Genomic DNA, 23,546 nt, shown 5'->3' with positions numbered 1-23,546 from the left:
CAGCCCAACAGGTAAGCGTCTGGTAAGTCAATCGTGCTCACAATGCGACTCACCTTCATCTCTTGACAGAAGCGTGTCTTGAAAGCATTCACTATGACAGCATTACGCGCGAATATCGTGCTCTTCTCGATCTCGGCAACTCTGGCCATTGTCCTGTGCTTCGGGCTTATGTTGATCTTCGGCGAGCTGGACGACGGTATGCCCGAATGGCCGTGGCAGGCGTATATGTTTGCAGCAGCGCTAGTCATCATGTTGCTGCTGCGGTGGTGCGCCTGGCTCGCGTTCAATGCAGCCGCTCGGGCGAACAAGGTTCAACGTTCGGACGAACCCGATCACATAACCTCCCTCGCAGATGACTGCAGCCACGCGTGGCTCGTCCAGTTGCATCTGGAGCTGCGCGGTCATCGCTGCGCTGACTGATTCAGATAGACTTACCGGCGCCGCACCTTCGATCATCTCTGGCCGCACAACAGCGCGCCCACTATGACGCATCTGAAAGCATCTTCGACATCTGCCTGAACGGAAGCTGCGGAGCAATTCGGCTCAGGATGTACAGAACGTTGCTCAACCCCGGTCGAATCTCCGTCTTGCCGGATTCAATACCCGCTATCGCCATCCTGACCAGAACCTGTACATCCATCGCTTTCTGGCCTTTCATCTCTTTCTCGAACTCGCCACGGAACAAGGGTGTTTCCACTCCCGGCGGCGCCAGCTCCACCACACGGACGCTGGAACCCGTCAACTGGGCGCGAAGGCTGCGAGTGAAAGCGTGAATTCCGGCCTTGGCAGCACTGTAGACCGGCGCAAGCGGGAATGGCACAAAAGCCAGTCCCGAAGACACATTCACGATCAACGCGTCCGGTCGTGCCTTCAGTTGCGGCAAAAACGCCTGCACCATCTGGATGGGGCCACTGAGGTTCACAGCGACTTCCCGCGTGACATCCGTTAGCTCATGCGGCTTGTTGAGGTCAAGATTGCGCATGATGCCCGCGTTGTTGATGAGTGTGTCCAGGTTGGGAAAATCCGCCGTCACTGCTCGCTGAATCCTTTCAATGTCGGCAGAATTGCCCGCGTCGCACACATACGTGTGCACGGGTAGCTTCGATTTCGTTTCGGCTAACCGCTGTGCATCTCGGCCGGTGATGAGCACCGTATTTTTCCGGGCAATGAGTTGCTTCGCGAGCTCGAGGCCAATGCCACTCGTGCCGCCTGTGATCAGGATTGTTCTTCCATTGAGTTTCACGACTTCTCCTTCATCACTTTCGCTTCTCGTGCGAGCTGGGATTGATAGCATCAAGCACGTCATGCATGGCAATATAGAAGCAGCACTTTCCAATGGGAAGTAGGCACCCAAAAGTTCATTACTCACCAAAAGGTGAGTGTGGAGGGAACGATGAAAGTCACAGAGCAGCAGCGAGCAGCACTTCAGTCCTATCAGCAGTGCGACACGCAAGAGACCGCTGACCGAAGGGTCGAAGCGTTAGTGACAGAGCTTATCGGTCGCGTCGCAGACAAGTGGACCATGATGGTTATCGAAGTGCTGACAGAACATGGAGAGCTTCGGTTCACGCGACTGCGTGAGATGGTTCATGGGATTAGCTACAAGATGCTCACTCAGACCCTGCGTCTGATGGAACGCGAAGGCCTGGTGGTCCGTACAGTGCATCCTGTGGTGCCGCCCAAAGTCGAATACCGGCTCACGACGCTGGGACTTAGCCTTAGTGCCGCGTTTTGCGGAGTGTGGATGTGGGCGGAAGAACACCTCACAGAAGTGGAAGCGGCTCGAGCGACTTTCGACGGCAAGACAACGGGCATCGGTTCTCGACCGGAAACGCTAATCCCTGTGCCAGCAAGGACGGTCAGGGAGAATGGCTTCTCTTCCACAAAGAAGCCCGGAAGAAATTGAACCCATTCCCGCGATAAATCTGGTCGTGATGCAGTCGGCCTGGCATCGCGGATGCCGACCTGGCATCGTAACGGTACTCGCCCCCATATCTCGACAGATACTGATTCGGATATCAAAGCACCTTCAAATAAACAGGCAGACTGGTTTTATCAGGCACTTCAGTCCCTAACAGACTTTCTGCCGCATCGATGACACTATGCGCACTTAAGGTCGACAGGCAATCGCTCCGGCTATGGATGTTTCCCTCGCAACCTTCCCTCTGGCATGGCACGCAAGCGCCAGCACCCTGAATCAGATAGACATTGCCCCGTTGCTGGGAGCCGACGAGTTTCCATGGACTACGGCCAGTCCAGCCCTTCGGCCACGGCCCCCATCGAACGGGATTGGAAGGTCCGAACAGCACGACGGTCGGAACGCCGGCCGCCGCCGCAACGTGCGATGCCGAGGTATCGGGACCGACAAACAGGCGTGCGCGTCGAATGACTTCGGTTGTTGCTCCGAAGCTCAATTTTCCAACGAAGTTGACAACCTCCCCCTCTGCGCGCTTGACGACATCGTCGGCATACGAAACTTCCGGGGCGGCCGAACCTCCGGTCAGGACGATCGCGCAGCCTGACGCGCGAGCAAACCGTATGACCGACACCCAGCCTTCGATATGCCACATTTTGTATGCGTATTTCGGATATACATGCAGGACCACAAAGGGACTTCCCGCCATGCGGGCGACGATCTGGTCCAGCTCCGTCAACTGCTCGGGCTTCGTACCGATGGCAGGGAGGACAACGTCGAAGCTGGGTGAAACACCGAGTACGTTCATCAGCGAGGCGCCACTTTCCAGCACATGCGTGGCTGCGTCGCGCTCGACCGCAAAGCGGTCCAGCAGCCACCGCCTGGACCAGCTCTTTCCGGACGGAGAAACAACGCCGATTCGCTTGCGTCCCGCAGCCCAGCAATAGATTGTCGCGATGCTGGAAACCCTCAACGAGCAGGCGAGATCGTATTTGCGCCATATCCTGCCTAGAGACGCGAGACGCGCCTTCAGCCCCATACGCCGCTTCACGGAAATGACGTGCCGGATATCGGGATTGTTCTCCAGTGCGCCGGCGGTGCCGTCGAACACCAGCATGTCGATCTGCGCAGCAGGCCAGCGAGCCTTTAGCGAACGTACTACCGGCGTGCCAAGCAACACGTCGCCGATACGTGCCGTGCAAATGACGAGAATCGACTGGGGACGCACCGGATCAGGGAAGAGCGCGGTCATATACCATTCCGTTGGAAAATCTCGCTGCATATCTAACCTCCCGATCGCAGCCCCCGGTCAACACCGATGCGCTTGAGCGAGAACCTGCAATCACGGCAAAACGGAGACGCGATAAACGGCCAATGTTCTATAGCCACACGGTAAATCTCGTCCCGACCGCCAGACTGCTCACCGTCAACCGCCAGTCGTGCGCCAGCGCAATTTCATTGCATATCGCCAACCCGAGTCCCGCACCATCATATCTTGCATCGGGCGCACGCCAGAATCGCTTGAACAGAAACGGAAGATGAGCCTGCCGTATGCCCGGCCCCTCGTCACGAATCTCAATCGAGACCTCGTCTATCGCCAACGACACGACGCTGTTGACAGGCGACGCATTGATCGCGTTTTCGACGATATTCTTGAGGAGGATGAACAGCGCACTCTTGTCCGCCCAGATTGGCGCCGGCGTCCTGCGCTCCTCGATATGCAGCTTCACCTGCTTTCCATTGGCCTTGCGAGCCAGATAGACAACGACATCGTGCGCCACGTCCACGCTGCTGACTTCGTCGAAGGTGAAATTCTGTACCTCGCTGACTTCGGCCAGATGCAATAGCTGTCGAACCTGTCGCGACATCAGGTCGATTTCGCGGAAAAGCAGGTCTTTTTTCTGTATCTCCGGCTGCAACTCGATCTGGCCGCGGATCAATGTCAGCGGCGTTTGAAGCTCATGCGCAGCGGTCGCGAGGAGTTGCTGCTGGATCGCAAATCCGTTCTCCAGTCGTCCAAGCGCCTCGTTGAAGGCGTCAATCAACGGCCTGATCTCACTCGGAACGCCACTGCCCGAAAGTCGCATCTTCAGATTACGCGGTGTAATCTGCGCGGCGGCGTCTGACGCGTCCCGTAACGGCTTGAGCAGCCGGTGAATCGTAAACGGCAGCGCCAGGCCAAATATCATGATCGCCACAAGGAATATGACCCAGACGATTTCCGGAATCGCGCCGACCTTGAGACTGACCAGTGCTTCGACGAAGTGTGCACTGGTCGAAGTCTGCACGTAGAACACGGACTGCCCCCGCACGAGCTGCCGCGTTGCAACGGAGAACCGCTTTCCGTCAATGGTCACGTGCACTATCTTGCCGACGGCCAATGGAAGATTGTCGGTGAGCCACGAGCCATCCTTTTGCGCGCCTGTCGAAGTCAGCAGGACATGACCTTGCCCGTCAAGCACACGGTATTTGACCTCGGTGGGCACCGCCTGAAACAGCCATGCATCAGGTTCAGGCAAGTCCACGGAAACGGGAAGCCCCGCCTTGTCGAACCTGATTCCACCCATCACTGTGTCGACGCTCTCGATCTCCTCGTGTCGACCCAGTGTCTGCTCCGGATAATGGTTGAACGCGTAGATAACCAGCACAGCGACCACCGTCAGCATGGCTGCAAGCGCCACGACGGTCGTTACCAGGAGCCGCGTCGAGAGACTTCGAACCCAGTGATTGAACATGACGTCCTCTTTTCCTGAAACCGGACTGACCGTAGCGACCGGATCACAGGCCACACGGGAATCCTTGCATAGGGTCCGTTGCAAACGACGTGGGCGCACCGGTCGTCAGAGCCATGCGCTCATTGCTGCCTCCCGGACGCGGACGGAAGAGATATCCCCGCGCACGCACGGTCTCGATCAGCTCCGGAGCGTTCTCCCGGGATTCAACCAGTTGGCGCAACCGATGCACGTAGACGCTCACCAGCTTGGCCCGGCGCGGCGCGTCGGGCCAGATGCGCTGGGCAATCTCCGCTCGCGACAGCACCTGGCCGGGCGCGCTCGTGAACAGATTGAGCATCGCATATTCGCTATCGGAGAGTCGCACCCTTTTCCCATCCAGCACCAGGGTGCGTGAAACATAGTCCAGTTCGAAGCCATCGAAGCGAAATGGCGGTCTCGAAGAGGGATCCCGATAATTCAACGTTCCGGAGCGTTCCAGCACGCGTCGCGTTCTCAGCAGCACTTCTGTGGTGTTGAATGGCTTCGAAACGAAATCGTCTGCCCCGCATTCCAGCGCCACGATCCGCTCCGTCACATCATCCCGCTCACCGAGCATGATGACCGGCAGGTCGTCGCCTCGATGCCGCAACCCCTTCACTACCTCAATTGCACGGCCGGACACCTCGCCGCTCGACATGACGAGGAGCGCCGGGCGTTCCTCCTCGAGACGCTTCGCCACCTTGCCTGGCTCGTACAGCACGCCGACATCGAAACCACTTGCCTGCAGGCAGGTACGCAGCGCATCGCGACAGGCGGCGTCGCTGTCGACCACGAGAATCAGCTGTTTCATACCTCGATGCTCCTTCTCTTGCCATCGCTGGTCAGGATTGCAGACTGGTCGCTGGACCAGCCTGCAGTGTGAAGCCGACACCACGTACATTCGCGATCCGGGTTGCGGTTTCAAGCGCCGCCATCTTCCTGCGCAGACGATGCAAGGTCACCTCCAGCGTGTTGAGAGACGCCCCGCAACTTCCCCAGCCCGCACGTTCAAGTGCCGAATGCTGGACTACGCTCCCGGCTTCCCTTACAAGGCAAAGCATGATCCGCAACTCAGCCGGCGCCAAAAAGACCGTCTGCTCGCCACGACACATCACGCTCTTGTGCGAATCCACTGAGATATCGGCGAAGCAGAGAATGGCCGGTCCCATGTGCTTTCCTGTGCTCACTTGAACTGGTAGTTGTAGCCGACCCTGACTTCCGGAATGAACCGCTTGCCGACAAGAGGACTGTCCGTGATGCCGCTGCCCAGATGCGACACGCCAACGTCCAGCCCAACACGCTGGTGCTTCGTCAGGCTGTAGTCGATGCGCGTTCCCAGCGACGCGTTCCAGGTCGCCGTGCCCGTGTACGCCGGACGTCCGGGTCGTGCCTCGGAGGGGCGCACGCCATAGTAGTAGTCGACGTATTTGCCGCTCAACCACTCGACGCCGACGTCCGGTGTGATCGAAAAAGCGCCGACGTCAAAGGATCTGCTGTATTCCAGACTGGCCCGCTCGCCCTTGTTTCCGCCCAGCAGATAGTCCCCGGAAAGCGTGCCGAATGCGCTATGCCACGCAAGCGCGGGACCGTACCAAAACGCGCCGTTTCGATCCTCCATGCCGTTCAGGATGGGCGCATCGGATTGCTTGTAGCCGTCGCCAAGGTCGTATTTTCCGCGCAGGGCGACACTCACGCCGCTCCAGTTGCCGATCTTTATGTCGACCGTGGTGCCCAGCACGTGTATCCATTTATCGTCGAAGGAAACCAGCGGAAACGGTTCAATCCTGGCGCCGTCCCCCTTGTAGGGCGACTCCCCGATACCGATGCCCGCGCCAAGCCCCCAGTGAGTCACATTCGTTGCATTGCTCAGGATTGTCAGACCCGAATTCTGCGCATCGGTCTGGTCTGTGCCGTCCCCTTCGGCCCACGCTACCCCGGAGGAGAATGCAAGCGTAGCGACCGCCAGGATTATCCGGCGAACAGGTAACGGATTTTTTTTCACGGTCATTTCCAGCAGGTCGGTGAAAAGACCGGACCGACTATATGAGCGATCGACTTACCCGTTACTTACCGGCAAAAAGGAATGTGGCGGAGCGTGCATGTTGCGCCGGTGCGCCGTTGCGCGGCCGTGCTCCACGTTGCACGCGACCATGCTGTGTCGGTGGAAACGCATGATGATTTACGCGCGAGCGCGGATCAATGCATGCCCTTCCCTGGCCGCGGCGGTAAGTCGCCGGTAAGTCTTGCGGTGAGACCATGCATCGCGTGGCGTGCCGGCTGCGGCACACCGGTCATCCAGCGCATGGAGAACCTGCATGAAAACGCTTCGTTTGACGGCGCCGGCCCTCATGGCCGGGACGCTCGTTTTGTCCGGGTGCGCAACTGGCCCCGAACGCACCGCAGGCGACCCGCTCGAACCCATGAATCGGGCGATTTTCTCGTTCAACACCAAGGCCGACACTTACGTAGCCAAGCCTGTGGCGACCGCCTATCAGAAGGTGATGCCAACGCCCGCGCGAACGGCAATCCGGAATTTCTTCTCCAATCTCGGTGACATCGGCAACTTCGCGAATGACACCCTGCAACTGAAGGCTGTCGATGCGACCGAAGATGTCATGCGCTTCGCGTTCAACTCCACTTTGGGCATCGGCGGACTGATCGACTGGGCGACGCCCGCTGGGCTGCCCAAACATCATCAGGACTTTGGTTTGACGCTTGCGCACTATGGTGTGCCGATCGGACCGTATCTGGTCGTTCCGCTGCTGGGACCGAGCAGCGTGCGCGACGTCAGCAATGTCGCCGTCGACAGCCTGCTCAACCCGTTCGCCGCTGCATCGGTTCCGGTTCAGGTATCGGTGGCCGGCACGCGATTCGTCAGCACGCGCGCCGATCTGCTGGGTTCGACGAATCTGCTTTCGCAGGCGGCACTCGACGAATACTCCTTCACCCGCGGTCTCTATCTGCAAAGACGACGCGCGCTCGCGGCGAATTCCGGCAATGCCGACACGGTTCCAGATTACGGGCGTCCGGCCCCTTAGTCTCGACCGATACTTGATCGAGCCGGGCGGACAAGATTGCCTTCCCACGCAAAACCGCATTATTACCCTTTCACGGAGATCAGATCATGAATCGTCTTCAACTTGCCACCGTCCTGCTCCCGCTCGCCACAGCGCTTCTGCCGGTATGCTCGTACGCATTTGAGAAATCCATTTCCCAAACTCCTGCTACGTTGGACACGTCTCACCCGCACCTCAACGACAATGACACGCAGGGCGGCCGTGCCCAGTCTCTCCCCTTGATCAGCGTCGGTGTTAGCGATCCCAATACGAAACTGAACTTGCCGTGGTTTCTAACTGACGTCATCGATGCGGTCAACATGCAAAAGTCGCCTGGCGACCTGCTGCATGCGGTTAGAAACGATTTTTGATCCTCTCTTCCAACCCTATCCGGGCGCGCTGGCGTTGACGCGCAACCAATTGCGACGAATGGTCAAATGGTTGGCGCCGTGCGGCGCGGTGATGGATGCGAAAGCGGCTTGAACGTCAATCAATCGGAGGGCCGCCGGAGCCACTCCGTGACGTCAGGACGGTCAGACGCCCAATGCACAGCCGTCTTTGCGATGATCCGACGCACCGGCAAGCGTGCCGTTTTCCCAGTCGATCCAGATCGCCTGCGCGCCGCCGATGGCCGAGTTCGGCGGCACCAGAGTAAATCCGCGCTTCGTCAGTTCGTCACGCGTCGCGACCGGTAAAGTGGATTCCGTCTCGACGACTCTCGTGCCCGGTCGAGGAAAAACGCGCGGCAATGCAATCGCAGACTGCATGTCCAGTCCATAGTCCAGCACCTTCGACAGAAAGTGCGCATGCCCCATCGCCTGATAGTGACCGCCCATCACGCCGAAGGTCATCTGTACTTTGCCGTTCCTCGTGACCATACCGGGAATGATGGTGTGCATCGGTCTCGCATGAGGCGCGATCGCATTGGGATGCCCCTCTTCGACAGCAAAGCTCTGCCCACGATTGTGCAGCATCACACCGCTACGAGGCGCCATGATCCCGCTGCCAAAAGGATGAAAGAGCGAGTTGATGAAACTCGCGCAATTACGGTCCTTGTCGACGACGCAGATATATACGGTGTCCTTGTGATCGGCGGGCCGGTATGTGGACACGTTGGTCATGGCGCGCTCGAGCGTAATTTCCGCGCGCAGTTTCGACACCGTTTCGTCCGACAGCAACCAGTCGATATCGAGCGGCTGGCCGCGGGGATCGCCGAGCAGCGCGTCGCGAATCGAATATGCAAGCCGTGTCGCCTCGATTTCGCGGTGCAGCCGGTCGGCGTCGAGCGGATCACCGGTTGCCTCGAATCCTTCGAGAATCTTCAGTATCAGCAGTGCGATGATGCCCTGTCCGTTCGGCGGACACTCATGCACCTCGTAGCCGCGGAAGCTCGCCTTGATGGGCTTCACATATTCGCCGCGATACTGTGCAAAGTCGTCCAGCGTGTGCAGGCCGCCCTTGTCCTTTAAACACCCGACCATATCCTCCGCGATGAACCCCTCGTAGAAGACACGCGCACCCGCTTCCGCGATGGCCATCAGCGACTTCGCGAGCAACGGCTGCCGGTGAAGGATTCCCGCCGCTGGCGCAGCGCCGTCGACCAGCATCTGCTCCCGGCTCGTCTTGTCCAGCCCCAGCAATGCGGCCTGATTCGCCCAGTCGGCTGCCGTGCGCGGCGCTACCGCGTAGCCCTCGCTCGCCAGCTTGATCGCCGAAGCGAACAGCGACTTGAACGGCATCGAGCCATGATCGCGCGCCAGCGTCGCCCATGCGTCGACAGCGCCCGGCACCGTCACGGCATGAGGCGAATGACGCTCGATCGACGAAACGCCCATTGACCTGAGCATCGGCACACTGGCTGCCTGCGGCGCCCACCCGGAGCCATTGAAAGCGACGATGTCGTCGCTGCCGCCGCGCGAATACAGCGCGAAGCAGTCGCCGCCTATTCCCGTCGAGCCGGGCTCGACTACACACTGCACGGCGCAGGCAGCAATCGCCGCATCCATTGCATTGCCGCCCGCTTCCAGAATCTTCACGGCGGCCAGCGTCGAAGCGGGATGCGATGTCGCCGCCATGCCGTCCTTCGACATCACCAGCGATCGTCCCGGTTGCTCGAAATCTCTCATTCTGTTTGCCCGTTCCATCAGTTGTTGTGCAGGGTTTTGCGCCATGCGAGCGTGTCGTCGAGCGCGCGCTGCGCGGAATCGAACATTTCATCGATCTGCGCATGAGACACGATGAGCGGCGGACAGAAATTAACGGTATCGCCCAAAGCACGCGTAATCAGTCCATATGACAACGCACGCGTGCCGGCATAGGCGGCAACGCCCTCGGACGGCGCGAAAGGTTCCTTGCTTTGCTTGTCCGCGACCAGCTCGACAGCCGCAAGCAGGCCGACGCCGCGCGCTTCACCTGCCAGCGGATGCCGGCCAAGTTCGGCCACTCGCTCCTGGAAGTGCGGCGTGACGGCTCTCACATGTTCGAGAATGCCGTCCTGCTCGTAAATCTTCAGCGTTTCCAGCGCGACGGCAGCGCACACGGGATGGCCGCTGTACGTGAACCCGTGTCCGAACGTGCCGATCTTCTCGCTTTCAGTGACGAGGCCTCGGTAGATGCGCTCGTTGACCATCAGCGCCGAGATAGGCAGATAGCCGGCGGATAGCTGCTTGGCCATCGTGATCATGTCGGGCTGCATGCCGAAGGTCTGCGAACCGAACATGTTCCCCGTGCGTCCGAAACCGCAAATCACTTCGTCGGCCACGAGCAGAATGTCGTGGCGCTTGAGCACACCCTGGATCTTCTCCATGTAGGTGGCGGGTGGCACGATTACGCCACCGGACGCCATGACTGGTTCCGCAAAAAACGCCGCGATGGTGTCTGCGCCCTCTTCGAGGATCAATCGTTCCAGCGACTCGGCGCAGCGCGTGGCGAACTGCTCTTCACTCTCGCCAGGCAAACCATAGCGATAGAAATGCGGGCAGTCGGTGTGCAAGATCCTGTCGATGGGCAAGTCGAAGTCGCGATGATTGTTCGGCAAGCCGGTAAGACTCGCCGACGCAATCGTCACGCCATGATAGGCGCGTGTACGGGAAATGATTTTCTTCTTCTGTGGTCGGCCGATCGCGTTGTTGAAATACCAGATCAGCTTGACGGCGGTATCGTTCGCCTCGGACCCGGAGTTCGCGAAGAACACCTTGGACATTGGCACGGGCGCCATCGAAATCAGCTTCTCCGCCAGCAGAATCGAAGGCTCCGACGACTTGTGTCCGAACGCATGATAGAACGGCAGCTTGCGCATTTGCCTGTCGGCAGCATCCGCGAGCCGTGTTTCGCTAAAGCCGAGCGATGCGCAGAAAAGCCCGCCCAGTCCTTCGAGATATCGCTTGCCCTCGGTATCGTAGACGTAAACGCCTTCGCCGCGCTCGATCACCATCGGCCCAACTTCGCGGTGAAGACTGAGATTGGTGTAGGGGTGAAGGTAGTGATCGATATCGTTCTGTTTCAGGTTTTGCATAGGTTCGTTCCTTGATTCGTCTCATCCACGTTTGTGTTCTCGTCGTGCGGCATTGGGACTACTTCATGGCTCCAGACAGGAATCGCTGAAGGCGCTCGCTTCTCGGCGTTTTCAGCACTTCGCGGGGGTGCCCTTCTTCTTCAACCACACCCTGATGAAGAAAGACCACATGATTCGAGACCTCGCGTGCAAAGCCCATTTCGTGCGTCACCACGATCATCGTGCGGCCCTCTTCCGCGAGATCACGCATGACCTTGAGCACATCGCCGACCAGTTCCGGGTCGAGCGCCGACGTGGGTTCATCGAAGAGCAGCGCGTCGGGCTCCATCGCGAGCGCGCGTGCAATCGCAGCCCGCTGCTGCTGTCCACCGGACAGATGCGACGGGAAAGCATTTGCGAAACGCGTCATGCCGACCTGCTCCAGATAGCGCTCAGCCCGTTCCGCGGCCTCGGCTCTGGTCAGCTTCAGCACGTGCCTCGGCGCTTCCATGACATTCTCGAGCACGGTCATGTGTGCCCAAAGATTGAAGTGCTGGAAGACCATCGCGAGCCGGGTGCGCATTTGCCTCAGTTGCGCGGGATCGCTGATCCGGATTTCGCCGCGTCCGTTGGTCGAGGTGCGTACTTCATCCCCGTTGAGGCTCACGCGGCCCGACGATGGCGATTCGAGAAAGTTGATGCACCGCAGGAATGTGCTCTTGCCCGAACCCGACGAACCGATCATGCTGATCACGTCACCTCTTTTTGCCGACAGCGAGACGCCCTTGAGCACTTCGTTGTCGCCATACCGTTTGTGCAGATTTTCGACAGTCAATGCGTTCATGTGACGAGTTCTATCCCTTGGCGAGAGTGGCAAAATTCTGGGGACGCAGATAAACCAGATATCGGCACTCGGTGATCCGGACCAGCAGCGCAATGAGGGTGGTCAGCCCGAAATACACGGTGCCGACCGAGATGAATGCTTCGAAGGGCGCGTAGTAGTTCGCATAGAAATCGCGCGCAACGCCCGTCAGATCGACAATCGTGATGGCGCTCACAAGCGAAGTACCGTGCAGCATCAGGATCACTTCGTTGCTGTACGCAGGAATGAAGCGGCGCAGCGCGGAGGGCAGAAGAATTCTTCTCCACGCCATGAGCCGACTCATGCCATATGCCTGCGCTGCTTCGATCTCGCCATACGGGGTTGCGCGCAACGCGCCAGCGAGAATCTCCGTCGTGTATGCGCAGGTGTTCGCCGTCAGTGCAATCAGCGCGCAGTAATACGGATCGCGCAGCACGGACAGAACAGGATTGCCGCGCTGCCAGGCGTCCTGCAGCCACTGAAACTGGCCGAATCCGTAGTACACGATCATCAGTTGTGCGAGTAACGGCGTGCCACGGATGAACCATGTGTAGACCGCAACGGGACCACTCGCGATACGGTTGGGCGACACACGCAGCACCGCGAGCGGAATGGCGATCAGCAAACCCAGCGCGAGTGAGAAAACCGTGAGCTGAACCGTTACCCACAGGCCGCCCGCGTACGAAGAAAACAGTTGCTCGAGTTGTTCGTATGTCATCGATGCAGGCTCCCTTCCCGAACGCCTCTATGAAGATACGTGCGTGCTCGCGCAAGACAGGCCGTCGAACCCGATGTGACCACGAGATACACCGCACAAGCCGCAAGGTAGAAAGTCATCGGCGCCTGCGTCGTGCGGCCCGCCTGGTCTGCAATGAACATCACATCGTGCAGGCCGATCAGCGACGCAATAGCCGTCGCCTTGAGCAGAACCAGCCAGTTGTTGACGGCGGCGGGAAGCGCGAGGCGCATCATCTGCGGCAACAGGATGCGGCGGAACGCAAGCCAGCCCGAAAAACCGTAAGCACGGGCCGCCTCCATCTGACCGCGCGGCACGCTCAGCATCGCACCGCGAAACGTCTCCGTGTAATAGGCGCCGAAGATGCAACCAATGGTCAACACGGCCGCAACGAAGGCGTTGACATCTGGTGCATGAAAGCCCATCAATGACGCCAGTTGATTGAGGATAAGTTGCCCGCCATAAAACACAAGCAGCATCGTCACGAACTCGGGCACGCCGCGGACGAGCGTGGTGTAGGCCGATGCCATCGAGACGATTGCCCGCGAGCCATACAGCTTTGCCACCGCCCCAATCATGCCCAGGCACACCGCGAGCACCACGGACAGTACAGCGAGCACAAGCGTGATTCCAGCGCCCTGTACAAGTGCGGGGAAATACTGCTGGAGTTCGAGCATGGTTCCACCTGGAATGACGTGTTGGAGGCCTCGATAACGTGCGCTCGCGGCGCTTCGCCATCGGTATCAGTAGATGTCGAAATTGAAGTACTTCTTCTCGATCGACTGATACACACCATTTGCGCGGATCGCCTCGATAGCCTGGTTGAACTGCTGCTTCAGATCGTCGTCGCCCTTGCGCACGGGGATGCCGTAGCCTTCGCCGAGCAGCGCCTTCTGCTCCGGCGTCGTGCCGAGAATCGGTTGCCCGACGAACTTGAAATTCGCGCCTTCCGGTTTGGTCAGAAACGCGCTGTAGGCAGCAGTCGCATCCTGCAACCCAGCGTCGAGACGGCCGGAGCGAAGGTCCATATAGGCCTCGTCCTGCGTCGCATAGCGCACGATCTGCACGCCGCTTTGCGCCCAGTACGCACTCGCGTACTTGTCGGCCAACGTGCCCCGCTGCACGCCGACGCGCTTGCCCTTCAATTCGGCGGGCGTCGCGTCCTTGATCGGGGTCGCTTTCGGTGCGATCAGCCTGCGCGGCGAGTTGTAATACTTCTCGCTGAAGTCGACCTTCTGTTTGCGCTCGGCCGTGATTGCAACGGACGCGACGATCGCGTCGATTTTCTCGGCCTGCAACGCGGGAATCAGGCCGTCCCAGTTGATCTGTACCAGCGTGCAGTTCGCATGCATCTGAGCGCAGAGTGCGTGAATGATGTCGATATCGAAGCCCACCGGTTTGCCGTCCGGTTGAATCGACGAGAACGGCGGATAAGCGCCTTCATAGCCGATGCGGATGTCTTTCCATTCCTTCGCATGTGCATTCAAAGCGAGAACGCATACGGTCAGTGCTAGCAGATTCTTTGCGAGTCGTTTCATGTCGAAGCTCAAAAGGTTGGTGTACGTCACGTGCGGTCGTATGCTCCCATCGCACTCGTTTTATATTCGCAGAACTAATATTTGTGGAAAGTTCATCGCTATGGACGGCATGTTTTCCTAACGGCCCGACGTCATCCATCGACGCAGCGCCGGCACCGTCGCTTCGATGTGCTCCCGCACGGACGCCTCGACAGCCACGGGATCGCCGCTTTTGATGGCGTCGATGATCGTCGTGTGGTCGTCACGCGAAGTCACCTGCTTGTCGGCAAGTTGCAGCCAGAGCCGCATGTGAGGCTCGACAACAGTATGAAGGCCGGCAATCTGCGAGACGAGACGTTTGCGGCCGCTCAACTGGCACAGATACTCATGGAAATTCCGATGCGCGCTCACCCACTGATGTGCGTCCTGCTCGTGGCTCTCCATCACTTCGAGGAGCCGTACCAGTTCAGCGACGTGCACGGGCGTGATGCCCGGCAGTGCCATCTTTGCTGCCAGTCCCTCAAGCGCGCCGCGCATGCAGAAAACCTCTTCCATCTCGTCGGCATCCAGCCCGCGGACAATTGCCCCCCGGTTTGGCCGGATCACGACTAGCCCCTCGCTCGCGAGTCTGCGGAATGCTTCGCGCACGGGCATGCGGCTCGTGTCTATCTCGGCTGCGATCTCCTCGGGGATCAGGCGATCACCGGCGCGGTACACGCCCATGCGGAGGCGATACAGCACATGCGCATAGGCCTGTTCTTCCGCCGTGACAGCGAATCCTGTGCGAAAGGAATGAACGCTTTCTTCCATGGTCTTCCTGATCGGTTCAGCCGGGATGAAATCTATTTGTAAAACTGGATATTTGTATCCATGAATTCAATATATCAATCCAATAAAGCGCAAAAATAAGGGAAAACCCTTGTTCAGTCCATTTCAAGGCGATACGTTTTGGATGCGGCTAGCAGGAATTCATCCTGGGCTCCGGTAAGTCCTCGCAGCCTCAGGCGATCCAGCTTCAGAATTCGCTTAGATATGCGAACAGCATCTCAGCCGCCTCATCTCGGCTGTCTAGCACTAACAGTCCAATGACCGCCCCTGAGCGGACTCGGAGAGTCGCTGTCAGCAAGCTGAACAAACGGTATCCTGAGATCAAGCGTGATGTCGTCGATAATTTCAAATCCAATTTTCACGAACACTTGGGACGAGCCATGAGCACCAATTTTCGGATCAGGTCCGGCCGAGCCATGCTGGCTGCGGAAGTCGTCGGGAGTGGCGACCCGGTTGTCTTTGTGCATGCCCGTGTTGCCGATCGCCGCATGTGGCGCGCGCAACTAGATGGCATCGGGGTTAGCAATAAGGCTATCGCTTACGATCGGCGGGGTTTTGGCGAGACCCGTGCCGACAGGGAGGATTTTTCTGCGGTCGCGGATTTGATGGCGGTGATTGACGCCATGGCGGACGGCAAGCCCGCGATCCTTGTTGGATGCTCACAGGGCGGCGGAATTGTGCTGGATGCGGCCCTTCGGCATCCATCATGTGTCCGTGCCCTTGTTCTCATTGCGCCCAACGTGACCGGTGCACCGGAAACAATATGCCCGCCCAAAATCGAGGACCTACGGATGCAACTGCGGGAAGCCGAGAAGATCGGTGATGTAGATCAGGCGATCGCGATTAGAACTTGCCTTTCCCTAGACGGCCCACTGGAGCCGGAAGGTCGTGTTATGGGTCAGGCTCGCCAGTTGTTCGTCGACATGAACACTGTTGCGCTCAGGTTACCGCCGACTGGGGCGAATCTTGATGCCGCACCCGCCTATCATCGTTTAGGTGAGATATCGGTGCCGTCGCTTGTGATCTGTGGTGACCTCGACCTTCCCAGCACTCAGGACCGAAGCCGTCATGTTGCAACTACAGTGTTGAATGGGTCTTACCATGAATTGTCCGGCGTCGCTCATCTGCCGAGCCTGGAGCGACCCGCAGAAACCACGGGTCTAGTCGCGGAATTCATCAATCGCTGCTCCAGCCGCGGGGAGTAGACCAGCCGAGCTTGGGGCACTGACCGCCGCGCCTCAAGCCGACCCGATCACCACCTCACGCAAGCGGCATACACACCCCGAGCCTTGCCGTGCAGCGATCGGTGTTGTGCGGCCACGGCGACGTTTAGCCAGCGGCCGGCTAAACGCTGTGACAGGTGTCTTGGCCCAGCATAAAATCAAGCATCATCTCCTGAACTGCATCGACCATCTGCACGCCGTTAGCCGTCCTGCAACCCGCTGACTGCGCCGCCTTCAGAAACGGCGTCACACCATGTCCGGCGATCACGTCGCCAACGAACATCGACGGATCCAGCAGGTCGCCGGAGACTGGAAGCGGGTCGTTCGCCGCCAATCCCATAGGGGTCGCGTTGAACACCAGGGTGCATCCCGCCGGGTCGACCGGGCCAACGCGTACGCGCCCCCGGCCGGGGTCGGCAACGATCCCGGTCAGGCGGGTCGAGCGAGATTCGTCGGCATCGTGGATGATGAGTTCGCGTACACCCGCCTCGAGCAAAGCGATCGCGATCGCACTGCCCGCAGCCCCGGCGCCAACCAGCAATGCACGGCCGTCTTTCATGCGCGCACCGTGATCGATCTGCGCTTTCACAAACGCAAGGCCGTCGAGCATATCGCCGTGCCACGTACCGTCCGCGTTGCGACGCATGACACTGACTCCACCGAGCAGCCGTGCAGTATCGGAACTGGTGGCACAGTAGGTGAATGCCGAGAATTTATGCGGCATCGTGACAAGCAGGCCGTCGACGTTTCCAGTCAGTGTCAGCGCATGCATGACCGCATCCAGATCGCCTTTCGCTACCTGCATGGGCAGGCACAGGCCATTGCGGCCTCGTGCTTCGAAACCACGGGTCAACCGCTGCGGCGATTTTACGAATTCGATCGGGTCGCCGATGATTGGGAACAGCCGTGTGGCGCCATCCAGTTTTTCAGGCATCCGGTTTCTCTGGCGTTGAATCAACAGGGTCATCCGGCTACTCCTCCCGGACATCAATCGACTGCTGTGGTGCCCGTAGCACCGGAAAGTAGATTAGCCGGGTCGTTTCTCCAGCACATCCTTAACGACCGGAAGCGCCGTAAAAACATTCGGCCAACCCGCATAGAACGCCAGTTGTGTCATGACCTCCGACGCCTGTGCCCTGGTCAGTCCGTTGTCCATTGCCCGGTTCAGGTGATAGGTTAGTTGTGCGACCTGTCCCATGGCAACCAGCGCGCTGACCGTGACGAGACTACGGTCACGCGGCGCAAGGCCCGGCCGCAGCCACAGGTCGTTGAACAGCGCGTCCCGGGTGAATTGAACGACCCCTGGCGAGACCGCGCCGAAATTCTGTTGCACGGTGGTCTCGCGTTGCGCTTCTGCCGCCTTGTCGAAAGGGAGAGGTTCAACCGACGCTGGTGGGAGCTGCGCCGCCGTAATTCCTCGTCTTTCAAATACGATGTTCGTCACCTTCACGGCCGCGGTCGCATTGGCCCAACCGGAATAGAACGCCAGATGCGTGATGATTTCCGAGATCTCGCTGGGCTTGAGGCCGCTGTCGAGTGCGAGATCGAGGTAGAACGGCAACTCCGCGCTCTGATTGCGCGCAATCAACACCGAGAGCGTGACGATGCTTCGATCCCGTGCGGATAGCTGCGGACGTTTCCACAGGTCTCCCAGGACCACATCGTTCGTATAACGCTCAAGCGCAGGTGAAACAGTACCCATTCCGGCGAGCAGATTGACGGCGGACGAGCGATCCAGACTTTCCATATCAGTTTTCCTTTGAATCTGCGAACAGGCCGCAGTACCGAGCGCAAGCGACAGCATCGCTGCTGCGAACATTTTCATCGGTCGGTTCCTTCAATAGCGCCCGATCGCATCGAAATACACCGATCCGGCCGGCGTCGTTCGACCGCACATAAGCGCACCCTGTGCTCACATTCGGTCCCGGCAGCGCGGCAGGAATGGATGGACGATGCACGACATTTGAAATCTAACGTACCCACTCATGCTCGACTAGGCGCTAGAATCGGCAAACACCTATGAAGTGAGTTCATCAATGCGTCGCGAAAGCTACAACGACCTGCTTGCACTTATCGCCGTCGCACGCGAGCGCAGTTTCACGCGTGCCGCTGCGCAACTCGGCGTATCGCAATCCGCCTTGAGCCATACCATTCGGGCACTCGAAACCCGACTCGGAATGCGACTCCTGACTCGAACCACGCGCAGCGTTTCGCCGACCGAGGCAGGCGAACGTCTCATTCGGACAATCGCCCCCCGCTTCGAAGAAATCGAATCCGAACTGGCGGCCGTGACAGAGTTTCGGGACAAACCTGTGGGCACGATTCGCATCACCGCAACCGATTACGCAACCGAGACGGTCCTGTGGCCCCGGTTGTCGCCGGTCCTGCGTGAATATCCGGACATCAAGGTGGAAATCATCACCGACTACGGCCTCTCCGATATCGTGGCGGATCGCTATGACATCGGTGTTCGCCATGGCGATCAGGTAGCCAGGGACATGATTGCGGTCCGCCTCGCACCCGAGATGCGCATGGCAATTGTCGGGTCTCCTGAATATATGAAGACGCGTGCGTTGCCAAAGAAGCCGCAGGACCTGACCGCTCACAACTGCATCAATCTTCGTTTGCCGACGTTGGGCGGCTTTTACGCATGGGAGTTAAGAAAAGGCAGTCGCGAGGTGCAGGTTCGCGTCGACGGACAACTCGCTTTCAACGGGACCTACCAGATGCTGGCGGCAGCGTTGTCGGGATACGGCCTGGCGTACATTCCGGCTGACCTCGCCCAGCCTCATGTCGAAGCGGGTCGCCTCGTGAAGGTATTGGAGGAATGGTGTCCCACCTTCCCGGGGCTGCACGCCTGCTATGCGACCCGCCGTGAATTCTCGCGAGCGATGACCGTGGTAATCGATGCGATCCGCTATCGCAAGACAGAGCGCGGGAACTGAAATGAGATTCATGAATTCAGTTCATGGGAGTTTGCCGCTTTACGGGCTTTATCGCTAGATACCATCCACCTATCATCATCCATACAGACGGCGATCGAAGCGCCAGTTGGTGCGCCTGTTCCGGCGCCCACGCTTTTAGTAACCGCAGGCGCAGCCTGCATGGAGATGATGAGAATGGACTATCGATATCTGGGTCGCAGCGCCCTCAAGGTTTCGCCCCTGTGTCTGGGTGCGATGATGTTTGGCGGCGAAACGGATGAAGCTACCTCCCGCCGGATTATCGACAAGGCTTTCGACCAGGGTGTCAATTTTCTCGACAGCGCCGACGTCTACCACGCCGGTCGGTCCGAAGAAATCGTTGGCCGGGCGATCGCGCAACGACGGGACGACTGGGTTGTAGCAACGAAGTTTGGCTATCCGGCTTCGGCAACCGCCCGTCCAAACGAACAGGGGCAGTCACGCAAATGGATTTGCCGGACAGTCAACGCTAGCCTGAAGCGTCTTGGCACTGACTACATCGACGTTCTCTACTTCCACCGCTCGCTTGTTGATGCACCGCTCGAGGAAGGGGTTCGTGCCATCGGCGACCTCATTCGCCAGGGGAAGGTGCGTTACTTCGGTCTGTCCAACTTCCGCGCCTGGCGCATTGCGGAAATAGTGCGCCTAACCGATCAGCTTGGCATCGATCGTCCCGTTGCAATCGAACCGGTTTACAACATGGTCGACCGCACGGCCGAGGTCGAGCTGATGCCTGCTGCCGGACACTACGGGATTGGCGCGGTGCCCTACAGCCCGCTCGCTCGCGGTGTACTGACCGGCAAATATGCACCCGACAGTGCGCCGCCCGCCGATTCTCGTGTGGGGCGCGGCGACAAGCGCATCCAGCAGACTGAGTGGCGTCCGGAATCACTCGCCATTGCACAGAAAGTCGCGGCTTACGCCGCTGAGCGCGGTACCACCTCGACTGCGTTCGCCATCGCCTGGGTGCTCAGGAACAGGCTCGTGAGTTCCGCCATCGCGGGTCCGCGCACAGAAGCGCACTGGGACAGCTATATGGACGCACTGACGCTGCAACTGGGACCGGACGACGAAAAGTTTGTCGACAGTCTGGTTCCTCCTGGCCATGCATCGACGCCCGGTTATACGGATCCGAACTATCCCGTCGAAGGTCGACGCGTGATCGGTTGATCTGCCAACCCGTGCAACACCGCATCCGCTTCTTCTGTGTAGCGCGGAACCGGTGCCACGCAAAACATCACTGATAACCAAGGCTGCACGAGGTTGAGAGAACTCACTGTGAATATAACTTTTGAGAACAAGGTCGCACTCGTCACGGGGGCGGGCTCCGGGCTTGGTCTGGCGACAGCGAAGGCCTTTGCTTTGTCGGGCGCTTCGGTCGTGCTGGCAGACTGGGATAGAGAGTCCGTGCAATCAGCGGCAGACGAACTGGAGACCCGAGGTTGCGCAGTCCTCGCCATGCATTGCGATGTGGCCGACGATGCGCAGGTAGAGGCAATGATTGCGCAAACTGTGTCGACCTTCGGAAGGCTGGATGTCGCCTACAACAACGCCGGCGTTCAGAATGTTCTCGCGGAAACCGCCGACTCGCCTCGAGACGACTACGACCGAGTGATGTCGATCAATCTCGGTGGGGTCTGGAGTTGCATGAAATTCGAACTGCAACAGATGCGCAGGCAGGGCAATGGTGCGATCGTCAATTGCTCGTCGCTGGGCGGCCTCGTCGGCGGAGCGGAGCGCGGCACCTATCACGCTGCAAAGCATGGCGTACTAGGGCTGACCAGGAGCGCCGCCCTTGAATACGCGTCACGAGGTGTCCGGATCAACGCCGTCTGCCCAGGTCTGTTCTGGACACCGATGGCCGAGCAGATGGCAGCCTCCGGCCAGAGCGAGGCGCTCGACGCATTGTTGAAGGCGATTCCGATGGGCAGGTGTGGGAACGCGGAGGAGATCGCCGACGTCGTCCTCTGGCTTTGCAGCGACGCCTCGAGCTATGTGACCGGTCAGTCCATTTCCGTGGACGGTGGCTTCATCATGCGATAGGTGCTGCGGATTGCCGAAATGCCGAAGGATCGGTTCGCAGCCATTCGCCGGGCTGGGCGTGCCCAATGAGTTGCGCCACCACGAGGAAGCAGACCGGCTCGCCCCACGTCGTCGAATTTGCGCTGACATGACATCTCCATTGTCACGTTTGCGAGAAAAGTGATTTCATAACTTAGGTATTTACCCTAAGCCGCTACCTTCCTAGACTGTGTTCACCGGCTGCACACAAACCTGTTTGCAGCGCCCTGCAAAACAATCTCTGGAGGTAGTGATCATGAACTCGCTTATCAAGGCCGTTGCTATTGCTGTCGTTCTGTCCGCTCCTGTCGCTTCGTTCGCGCAGTCGAATCAACCCGTGACGCGCGCCGAAGTTCGTAGTCAACTGGTCCAGCTCGAGAAGGCGGGTTACAACCCCGCAGTCGCTGACAATGCCAGCTATCCGGCGGACATCCAGGCTGCGGAAGCGCGCGTTGCCGTACAGAATGGATCGACGAGCGGCGTTGGTGGTGTGGTGAGCGGCTCGTCGGAATCCGGCGCCCCCTCGGTCTCGGTATTTACCGGCTCGCGTTCGCTTTACTCTGCTCACTAACCAGTCTGACGGGCGAGTCGTTAGCGATTCGCCCGTTCGCTAACATCGCGCACCAATTTGGCGCTTCGTCGATTGGTGCAAGTTTCCGCTCCCGTTTAGGTTTGTGCAACGGGTGCCCGCATGCGTCGTCGTGCGCTCACGCGGCAGCAGACAAGAGCTGGCGTCGAACGAACCAAAACGAACTCCGCCTGACGCGTGCTGCTCAGTTCGACCCACTTCAGCCATTTGCACCGGCGCCGGCGCCCATGAAATGCTGAGTAGTGCCCAGGTTTCGCGCCGTGCCAATGTCCCCACGATTGAATAGGCCGCGTCGCCGCGTCTAGACAGAGTACGGGTGATTTATCCCGGACTGAATGGCACCGCAGAACCCGCTCCCACGACGCCTCCTCAGAAAACCAATACCGATACGTCCGGCTACCTCTGGTATGGAAAACGACTGTGTAGGAGCGTCTACGCAGAAGACAAGGAAGCAATGATCGAAATCCGTCAAGTGGCGTCGATTGATCTGCTTTTGTCCGGTAAGCGATTGCCTGGCTGCTAGCCTTATTCGGCAGTGAACACGTCCACATAAAACCGTCTTGCTCCGAGATGGTTCTCGAACGACTGCGTTCATGCCCTGCAGGATAAATTTCGCATAGACCGTACTACTACTGAACCGCTCCGGTAAATTGCTGACAACTGGCTGCAGCGGGCCTTCGTGAGTTAATTCATCGGGCGCTGGCGAATCAGCCAGACTTGGCTACGTTCGCTCCCCAATGAATATTCCTTTCGGAGAGAATGCCATGAGCGCTCTTCTTTCGCCAGAAACGATTGCCATCGTTAAATCTACTGCTCCCGTCATGCAACAGCATGGTGTGGCAATCACGACCCGCATGTACGAGCGGCTTTTCGTGGATCCGGAAATGAGAGCGCTTTTCGATGATGCAGCCCAAAAATCAGGGGAGCAACCAAAGCGACTGGCGGGTGCGCTCCTCGCATTTGCGACTAACGCGGACAGGCTCGACGTTTTGACACCGGCTATAGAACGGATCGCCGCACGTCACGTTGCTATGCATGTTAAACCTGAGCACTATCCTGCTGTCGCTAACGCGCTGCTTCCAGCGATCAAGGATGTGCTCGGGGACGCCGCGGATGAGCGCGTCCTGAACGCTTGGGGCGAAGCGTATTGGTTTTTAGCAGATGTCCTGAAGAGCCGCGAGCAACAGATCTAAACGAAAAGAGGATGATGCCATTCGGCTTCACTAGCAACCGCAGTTAGATTGCAAAAGTCTCGCGAGACAAAAATCGTTCGCTCTTCATTATGGCGCTCCCAAACAACTTCAACGTCGTTGTTCATAAGCGAGACTAGCTCTTTCAATTCCGTAGGGAAGCGAATTGAGTTCTTCCACAGGAAGGTGAAGATCCGGCAAGCTCTTACGGGGTGGAAGGCAGCCGACTCCTACAATCGCCCGTGAAGCCGCGCCAGGTTTGGCTCCTGCAGTCCCGGCCGGTGGCTACCCATACTCCGACCCACGTTGTGAAAGTGCCTGTCCAGACAGCCCTTCACCAGTAAGGAGGCACCGCTCCTA

Annotated in this window: 25 protein-coding genes; 10 read left to right on the top strand and 15 right to left on the bottom strand. The window is 58.9% G+C overall.

From position 1 onward, the window contains the following. Window positions 1–78: 78 nt before the first annotated feature. Window positions 79–420, top strand: coding sequence for a hypothetical protein (locus AC1ECK_RS07215; RefSeq protein WP_480317412.1), 342 nt, complete (start codon window positions 79–81; stop codon window positions 418–420). A 61-nt stretch (window positions 421–481) separates the two neighbouring features. On the opposite strand, the gene AC1ECK_RS07210 is transcribed toward AC1ECK_RS07215, so the two are convergent. Beyond that, window positions 482–1,243 (bottom strand): SDR family oxidoreductase, encoded by a 762-nt coding sequence (locus AC1ECK_RS07210; protein WP_480317408.1) that lies wholly within the window; start codon window positions 1,241–1,243, stop codon window positions 482–484. Between the two features lie 150 nt (window positions 1,244–1,393). On the opposite strand from AC1ECK_RS07210, the gene AC1ECK_RS07205 reads away from it, so the two are divergent. After that, on the top strand, window positions 1,394–1,906 hold the full coding sequence (locus AC1ECK_RS07205; RefSeq protein ID WP_480317406.1) for a winged helix-turn-helix transcriptional regulator: 513 nt from the start codon (window positions 1,394–1,396) through the stop codon (window positions 1,904–1,906). A 112-nt stretch (window positions 1,907–2,018) separates the two neighbouring features. Here AC1ECK_RS07205 and AC1ECK_RS07200 read toward each other — a convergent pair whose 3' ends face one another. The 5 genes from AC1ECK_RS07200 to AC1ECK_RS07180 all read right to left on the bottom strand — a co-directional run bounded on the left by AC1ECK_RS07200 (window position 2,019) and on the right by AC1ECK_RS07180 (window position 6,676). Next, window positions 2,019–3,167, bottom strand: coding sequence for a glycosyltransferase family 9 protein (locus AC1ECK_RS07200; RefSeq protein WP_480317404.1), 1,149 nt, complete (start codon window positions 3,165–3,167; stop codon window positions 2,019–2,021). 127 nt (window positions 3,168–3,294) lie between these two features. Next, window positions 3,295–4,650, bottom strand: coding sequence for a sensor histidine kinase (locus tag AC1ECK_RS07195; protein WP_480317402.1), 1,356 nt, complete (start codon window positions 4,648–4,650; stop codon window positions 3,295–3,297). Between the two features lie 43 nt (window positions 4,651–4,693). Continuing rightward, window positions 4,694–5,479, bottom strand: coding sequence for a response regulator transcription factor (locus AC1ECK_RS07190; RefSeq protein ID WP_480317400.1), 786 nt, complete (start codon window positions 5,477–5,479; stop codon window positions 4,694–4,696). A gap of 31 nt (window positions 5,480–5,510) precedes the next feature. Beyond that, window positions 5,511–5,837 (bottom strand): winged helix-turn-helix domain-containing protein, encoded by a 327-nt coding sequence (locus tag AC1ECK_RS07185; RefSeq protein ID WP_480317398.1) that lies wholly within the window; start codon window positions 5,835–5,837, stop codon window positions 5,511–5,513. A 14-nt stretch (window positions 5,838–5,851) separates the two neighbouring features. After that, complete coding sequence (locus AC1ECK_RS07180) at window positions 5,852–6,676, bottom strand: MipA/OmpV family protein (RefSeq protein WP_480317396.1); 825 nt, start codon at window positions 6,674–6,676, stop codon at window positions 5,852–5,854. Between the two features lie 307 nt (window positions 6,677–6,983). Between AC1ECK_RS07180 and AC1ECK_RS07175 the strand changes: the two genes are divergently transcribed. Then, window positions 6,984–7,706: an MlaA family lipoprotein gene (locus AC1ECK_RS07175; protein ID WP_480317394.1), complete on the top strand. Its 723-nt coding sequence runs from the start codon at window positions 6,984–6,986 to the stop codon at window positions 7,704–7,706. An 86-nt stretch (window positions 7,707–7,792) separates the two neighbouring features. Continuing rightward, window positions 7,793–8,095, top strand: coding sequence for a hypothetical protein (locus tag AC1ECK_RS07170; RefSeq protein ID WP_480317392.1), 303 nt, complete (start codon window positions 7,793–7,795; stop codon window positions 8,093–8,095). Window positions 8,096–8,257: 162 nt separating this feature from the next. On the opposite strand, the gene AC1ECK_RS07165 is transcribed toward AC1ECK_RS07170, so the two are convergent. From AC1ECK_RS07165 to AC1ECK_RS07135, 7 genes are all read right to left on the bottom strand, one after another. After that, window positions 8,258–9,850, bottom strand: a complete 1,593-nt coding sequence (locus tag AC1ECK_RS07165; RefSeq protein WP_480317390.1) for a gamma-glutamyltransferase family protein — start codon at window positions 9,848–9,850, stop codon at window positions 8,258–8,260. 17 nt (window positions 9,851–9,867) lie between these two features. Continuing rightward, a complete protein-coding gene (locus AC1ECK_RS07160; protein WP_480317388.1) occupies window positions 9,868–11,238 on the bottom strand; it encodes an aspartate aminotransferase family protein in 1,371 nt (456 codons plus the stop codon). A 58-nt stretch (window positions 11,239–11,296) separates the two neighbouring features. Next, window positions 11,297–12,061: an ABC transporter ATP-binding protein gene (locus tag AC1ECK_RS07155; RefSeq protein WP_480317386.1), complete on the bottom strand. Its 765-nt coding sequence runs from the start codon at window positions 12,059–12,061 to the stop codon at window positions 11,297–11,299. A gap of 10 nt (window positions 12,062–12,071) precedes the next feature. Next, window positions 12,072–12,797, bottom strand: coding sequence for an ABC transporter permease (locus AC1ECK_RS07150; protein WP_480317384.1), 726 nt, complete (start codon window positions 12,795–12,797; stop codon window positions 12,072–12,074). Beyond that, window positions 12,794–13,492, bottom strand: a complete 699-nt coding sequence (locus tag AC1ECK_RS07145; protein WP_480317382.1) for an ABC transporter permease — start codon at window positions 13,490–13,492, stop codon at window positions 12,794–12,796. The genes AC1ECK_RS07150 and AC1ECK_RS07145 overlap by 4 nt, the downstream gene beginning before the upstream one ends. A 66-nt stretch (window positions 13,493–13,558) precedes the next feature. Beyond that, entirely contained in the window at window positions 13,559–14,353 is a 795-nt protein-coding gene (locus AC1ECK_RS07140) for an ABC transporter substrate-binding protein (protein ID WP_480317380.1), read from the bottom strand. 117 nt (window positions 14,354–14,470) lie between these two features. Continuing rightward, the gene (locus AC1ECK_RS07135; RefSeq protein WP_480317378.1) at window positions 14,471–15,142 is read right to left on the bottom strand and encodes a GntR family transcriptional regulator; all 672 of its coding nucleotides are present in this window, start codon (window positions 15,140–15,142) and stop codon (window positions 14,471–14,473) included. Between the two features lie 275 nt (window positions 15,143–15,417). Here AC1ECK_RS07135 and AC1ECK_RS07130 point away from each other — a divergent pair, with 275 nt between their 5' ends. After that, window positions 15,418–16,365: an alpha/beta fold hydrolase gene (locus AC1ECK_RS07130; protein ID WP_480317376.1), complete on the top strand. Its 948-nt coding sequence runs from the start codon at window positions 15,418–15,420 to the stop codon at window positions 16,363–16,365. Between the two features lie 139 nt (window positions 16,366–16,504). Here AC1ECK_RS07130 and AC1ECK_RS07125 read toward each other — a convergent pair whose 3' ends face one another. Beyond that, window positions 16,505–17,350: a shikimate dehydrogenase family protein gene (locus AC1ECK_RS07125; RefSeq protein WP_480317374.1), complete on the bottom strand. Its 846-nt coding sequence runs from the start codon at window positions 17,348–17,350 to the stop codon at window positions 16,505–16,507. 60 nt (window positions 17,351–17,410) lie between these two features. Next, window positions 17,411–18,208: a carboxymuconolactone decarboxylase family protein gene (locus AC1ECK_RS07120; protein ID WP_480317372.1), complete on the bottom strand. Its 798-nt coding sequence runs from the start codon at window positions 18,206–18,208 to the stop codon at window positions 17,411–17,413. Window positions 18,209–18,419: 211 nt separating this feature from the next. On the opposite strand from AC1ECK_RS07120, the gene AC1ECK_RS07115 reads away from it, so the two are divergent. The 5 genes from AC1ECK_RS07115 to AC1ECK_RS07095 all read left to right on the top strand — a co-directional run bounded on the left by AC1ECK_RS07115 (window position 18,420) and on the right by AC1ECK_RS07095 (window position 23,189). Next, entirely contained in the window at window positions 18,420–19,328 is a 909-nt protein-coding gene (locus tag AC1ECK_RS07115; RefSeq protein WP_480317370.1) for a LysR family transcriptional regulator, read from the top strand. Window positions 19,329–19,502: 174 nt separating this feature from the next. Further along, the gene (locus AC1ECK_RS07110; RefSeq protein WP_480317368.1) at window positions 19,503–20,516 is read left to right on the top strand and encodes an aldo/keto reductase; all 1,014 of its coding nucleotides are present in this window, start codon (window positions 19,503–19,505) and stop codon (window positions 20,514–20,516) included. Between the two features lie 108 nt (window positions 20,517–20,624). Then, window positions 20,625–21,389, top strand: a complete 765-nt coding sequence (locus tag AC1ECK_RS07105; protein WP_480317366.1) for an SDR family NAD(P)-dependent oxidoreductase — start codon at window positions 20,625–20,627, stop codon at window positions 21,387–21,389. A gap of 274 nt (window positions 21,390–21,663) precedes the next feature. Next, the gene (locus AC1ECK_RS07100; RefSeq protein WP_480317365.1) at window positions 21,664–21,978 is read left to right on the top strand and encodes a DUF4148 domain-containing protein; all 315 of its coding nucleotides are present in this window, start codon (window positions 21,664–21,666) and stop codon (window positions 21,976–21,978) included. Window positions 21,979–22,760: 782 nt separating this feature from the next. Beyond that, window positions 22,761–23,189, top strand: coding sequence for a globin domain-containing protein (locus AC1ECK_RS07095; RefSeq protein WP_480317363.1), 429 nt, complete (start codon window positions 22,761–22,763; stop codon window positions 23,187–23,189). The last annotated feature ends 357 nt before the right edge of the window (window positions 23,190–23,546 follow it).

The organism is Paraburkholderia sp. SSBN10T, from assembly GCF_056619545.1.
Note: the sequence above shows the minus strand (reverse complement) of the source record. Positions and strands in the feature narration are given on the sequence as shown.

Excerpts from the sequence above, each read along its gene's own strand:
- AC1ECK_RS07175 (WP_480317394.1), top strand. The coding sequence starts at position 6,984 with ATGAAAACGCTTCGTTTGACGGCGCCGGCCCTCATGGCCGGGACGCTC.
- AC1ECK_RS07115 (WP_480317370.1), top strand. The coding sequence starts at position 18,420 with ATGCGTCGCGAAAGCTACAACGACCTGCTTGCACTTATCGCCGTCGCA.
- AC1ECK_RS07100 (WP_480317365.1), top strand. The coding sequence starts at position 21,664 with ATGAACTCGCTTATCAAGGCCGTTGCTATTGCTGTCGTTCTGTCCGCT.
- AC1ECK_RS07205 (WP_480317406.1), top strand. The coding sequence starts at position 1,394 with ATGAAAGTCACAGAGCAGCAGCGAGCAGCACTTCAGTCCTATCAGCAG.
- AC1ECK_RS07110 (WP_480317368.1), top strand. The coding sequence starts at position 19,503 with ATGGACTATCGATATCTGGGTCGCAGCGCCCTCAAGGTTTCGCCCCTG.
- AC1ECK_RS07155 (WP_480317386.1), bottom strand. The coding sequence starts at position 12,061 with ATGAACGCATTGACTGTCGAAAATCTGCACAAACGGTATGGCGACAAC.
- AC1ECK_RS07140 (WP_480317380.1), bottom strand. The coding sequence starts at position 14,353 with ATGAAACGACTCGCAAAGAATCTGCTAGCACTGACCGTATGCGTTCTC.
- AC1ECK_RS07185 (WP_480317398.1), bottom strand. The coding sequence starts at position 5,837 with ATGGGACCGGCCATTCTCTGCTTCGCCGATATCTCAGTGGATTCGCAC.
- AC1ECK_RS07150 (WP_480317384.1), bottom strand. The coding sequence starts at position 12,797 with ATGACATACGAACAACTCGAGCAACTGTTTTCTTCGTACGCGGGCGGC.
- AC1ECK_RS07120 (WP_480317372.1), bottom strand. The coding sequence starts at position 18,208 with ATGAAAATGTTCGCAGCAGCGATGCTGTCGCTTGCGCTCGGTACTGCG.
- AC1ECK_RS07180 (WP_480317396.1), bottom strand. The coding sequence starts at position 6,676 with ATGACCGTGAAAAAAAATCCGTTACCTGTTCGCCGGATAATCCTGGCG.
- AC1ECK_RS07170 (WP_480317392.1), top strand. The coding sequence starts at position 7,793 with ATGAATCGTCTTCAACTTGCCACCGTCCTGCTCCCGCTCGCCACAGCG.
- AC1ECK_RS07200 (WP_480317404.1), bottom strand. The coding sequence starts at position 3,167 with ATGACCGCGCTCTTCCCTGATCCGGTGCGTCCCCAGTCGATTCTCGTC.
- AC1ECK_RS07190 (WP_480317400.1), bottom strand. The coding sequence starts at position 5,479 with ATGAAACAGCTGATTCTCGTGGTCGACAGCGACGCCGCCTGTCGCGAT.
- AC1ECK_RS07135 (WP_480317378.1), bottom strand. The coding sequence starts at position 15,142 with ATGGAAGAAAGCGTTCATTCCTTTCGCACAGGATTCGCTGTCACGGCG.
- AC1ECK_RS07160 (WP_480317388.1), bottom strand. The coding sequence starts at position 11,238 with ATGCAAAACCTGAAACAGAACGATATCGATCACTACCTTCACCCCTAC.
- AC1ECK_RS07145 (WP_480317382.1), bottom strand. The coding sequence starts at position 13,492 with ATGCTCGAACTCCAGCAGTATTTCCCCGCACTTGTACAGGGCGCTGGA.
- AC1ECK_RS07125 (WP_480317374.1), bottom strand. The coding sequence starts at position 17,350 with ATGACCCTGTTGATTCAACGCCAGAGAAACCGGATGCCTGAAAAACTG.
- AC1ECK_RS07195 (WP_480317402.1), bottom strand. The coding sequence starts at position 4,650 with ATGTTCAATCACTGGGTTCGAAGTCTCTCGACGCGGCTCCTGGTAACG.
- AC1ECK_RS07165 (WP_480317390.1), bottom strand. The coding sequence starts at position 9,850 with ATGAGAGATTTCGAGCAACCGGGACGATCGCTGGTGATGTCGAAGGAC.
- AC1ECK_RS07095 (WP_480317363.1), top strand. The coding sequence starts at position 22,761 with ATGAGCGCTCTTCTTTCGCCAGAAACGATTGCCATCGTTAAATCTACT.
- AC1ECK_RS07130 (WP_480317376.1), top strand. The coding sequence starts at position 15,418 with ATGACCGCCCCTGAGCGGACTCGGAGAGTCGCTGTCAGCAAGCTGAAC.